Source organism: Streptomyces sp. NPDC059900, assembly GCF_050270335.1.
Classification (GTDB): domain Bacteria; phylum Actinomycetota; class Actinomycetes; order Streptomycetales; family Streptomycetaceae; genus Streptomyces.
The window spans coordinates 1-2,121 of record NZ_JBNNJZ010000925.1; the positions used below are offsets into that span (position 1 = coordinate 1).

Genomic DNA, 2,121 nt, shown 5'->3' on the forward strand with positions numbered 1-2,121 from the left:
GAACTGGCCGTCGACCCGGCACACGCCGGCCGCGACGCCGCGCATCTGGCCGGCGCACTGGCCGCGCGCGGCGTCTACCTGCGCGACCACCACGCCTCCACGGGCCGCCTGTACATCGACCCGCGCCCGCTGAACCCCGACGAGGAGGAGCAACTGGTGGCACATCTGACCGCGCTGCTCGAAGGACGCACGGGCTTCGAGGAGGGAGAGCTGTGACCGTCGCCGAACGCCGTCTGGTCGTCACCGAGGAAGCGGGGCTGCACGCCCGCCCGGCCGCGGCCTTCGCCCAGGCCGCGGCCCGCAGCCAGGCCGAGGTCACCGTCGCCCGCGAGGACGGCCACGAGGTGCCCGCCCGCAGCGTGCTCTCGCTCATGACCCTCAACATCCGCTGCGGCGACGCCATCGTGCTGCGCGCACGCGGCGCCGACGCCGAATCCACTCTCGACGTCCTCGCCCGCATCGCGGACCCGGCATGAGCAACACCCCGTCGCCCGGGGCGACACCCCTGAGCCGGCACGTCACCGCCACCATCGAGCGCCTTCGCCTGGCCCGCATCACGCCCACCGTGCGGGCCGCCGACGCCGACGCCGCGGACGAGTTGGCGCGCACGCTCCTCGCGTGCGGCATCACCACCTTCGAGTTCACCGCCACCACGCCCGGCTGGGAGAAGCTGGTGGAGACCTGGTCGCGGGAGGCTCCGGAGGCAACCGTCGGGCTCGGCACCGTCACCTCGCCCGAGATCGCCGAGCGGGCTCTGGAGGCGGGGGCCCGCTTCCTGGTCAGCCCGTTCCAGGTGCCGGAGGTCCGCCCGGTCGCGGACGCGGCCGACCGGCTCCTGGTGGAGGGCGGCCTGACCCCCAGCGAACTGCGCGTCGCCGCGGGACGAGGAGTCGCCAAGCTCTTCCCGGCCCACGTCGGCGGCATCGCCTACCTGAAGTCGGTCCTTTCCGTGCTGCCCGGCGCCCGCGTCATGGCCACCGGCGGCGTCACGCTGGACAACGCGGGAGAGTGGCTGGCCGCGGGGGCGTTCACGGTGAGCATCGGCAGCGATCTGACCAAGGGGGACGTGGCAGCGAACGTACGACGGCTGCGGGCGCAGCTGGAGTGAGGGGGGCCCGGGGCTGGTGGCAGCCCACGTGCATACGGCACGCGCACGCGGTCATGTCCCCGTGCCGCCATCCACTACCCCGGCGGCCCCGCCGTTCGAGCAGATACTGAGCGCCGAGGCCACGGAGTACGTACTTGAAAGCGTGGCCAATCGGGAACCCCTGGCGGCTCAGCGCGCCGGGTAGCGGGACACCACTCAGCTCGTACGGGGCCTGGAAATTATCAGGCCCCGTACCCCGAAAGAACGAGCGTCGCCTGGCCGACCACACTGGTGATGGCGTACACCTTCGTCACTCCTGACTCGACATCAACGAAACTCCCTATGAGGCTTGCCGATCGAATTTGAAGTTGCCAGACTGCTGCCCATTACTTTCTGGAGCCATCGCCATTTCGATAAGCGGGAAATGGGCCAGGAACAAGCACGGGCTTTGCAGATGAAAGAGCAGATGGGGGCATCGAGGAACAACTGAGGGGCTTGAGTTCCCCACAACTCCCCAGGTGATCCTTGCATTCACCCCCATTAACGGGTGGGGGAGCAATGCCAGAAAACATCAACTGGTCGTTCTCGGTGAATGTCGCAGAGGGCCCCTCTCTCACCGGTTCCAGTTCCTTGAAGGTGAACGCGTACGACAAGTTGAGCGTCCCCATCTCCGCGGGTACGACGGCCCTCGACGTACAGGTGCAGCCGGCGAACGCGGCGGGGAAAGTGCAGCTCCTCGTCATACGGGCAAGCCCTACCGGCCGCGGCATCACCTTCAGCGCCGACGCGGGAGGCACGACGTTCACCCTTGAAGGGCCCGTCGTGCTGATCGGCCCCGGGGCGGTACGGCTGCTGGCCGACGCTCCCCAGACGCTGCGGCTGGCCAACGCCACCGCCGCCGATGCCATGGTCGACATATTCATCGGGCGCGACCCGGCCGCCTGATATCTCGTCCCTCGATCTCGGCCGTCGAGTCACTGGCTCTCACCACGAAAGGGGCCCTGGGCCATGGCGATCACGTCCTATCCCGGCTG

At 69.2% G+C, this 2,121-nt stretch carries 4 protein-coding genes; all 4 read left to right on the forward strand.

The genetic code is table 11. The features are described 5' to 3' along the window. Nucleotides 1-216 (forward strand): hypothetical protein (locus ACQKIP_RS45755; RefSeq protein WP_427745703.1); only part of this gene is annotated, 216 nt, incomplete at its 5' end. Continuing rightward, entirely contained in the window at nt 213-476 is a 264-nt protein-coding gene (locus ACQKIP_RS45760) for an HPr family phosphocarrier protein (RefSeq protein ID WP_365853922.1), read from the forward strand. The genes ACQKIP_RS45755 and ACQKIP_RS45760, both read left to right, overlap by 4 nt. After that, a complete protein-coding gene (locus ACQKIP_RS45765; protein WP_365853924.1) occupies nt 473-1,108 on the forward strand; it encodes a bifunctional 4-hydroxy-2-oxoglutarate aldolase/2-dehydro-3-deoxy-phosphogluconate aldolase in 636 nt (211 codons plus the stop codon). Before ACQKIP_RS45760 ends, ACQKIP_RS45765 begins: the two co-directional genes overlap by 4 nt. Nucleotides 1,109-1,645: 537 nt before the next feature. After that, nucleotides 1,646-2,032 (forward strand): hypothetical protein, encoded by a 387-nt coding sequence (locus ACQKIP_RS45770; protein WP_365853927.1) that lies wholly within the window; start codon nt 1,646-1,648, stop codon nt 2,030-2,032. The last annotated feature ends 89 nt before the right edge of the window (nt 2,033-2,121 follow it).

Bases quoted from the DNA above. Each gene is read 5' to 3' on its own strand.
- ACQKIP_RS45770 (WP_365853927.1), top strand. From the start codon at position 1,646: ATGCCAGAAAACATCAACTGGTCGTTCTCGGTGAATGTCGCAGAGGGC.
- ACQKIP_RS45765 (WP_365853924.1), top strand. From the start codon at position 473: ATGAGCAACACCCCGTCGCCCGGGGCGACACCCCTGAGCCGGCACGTC.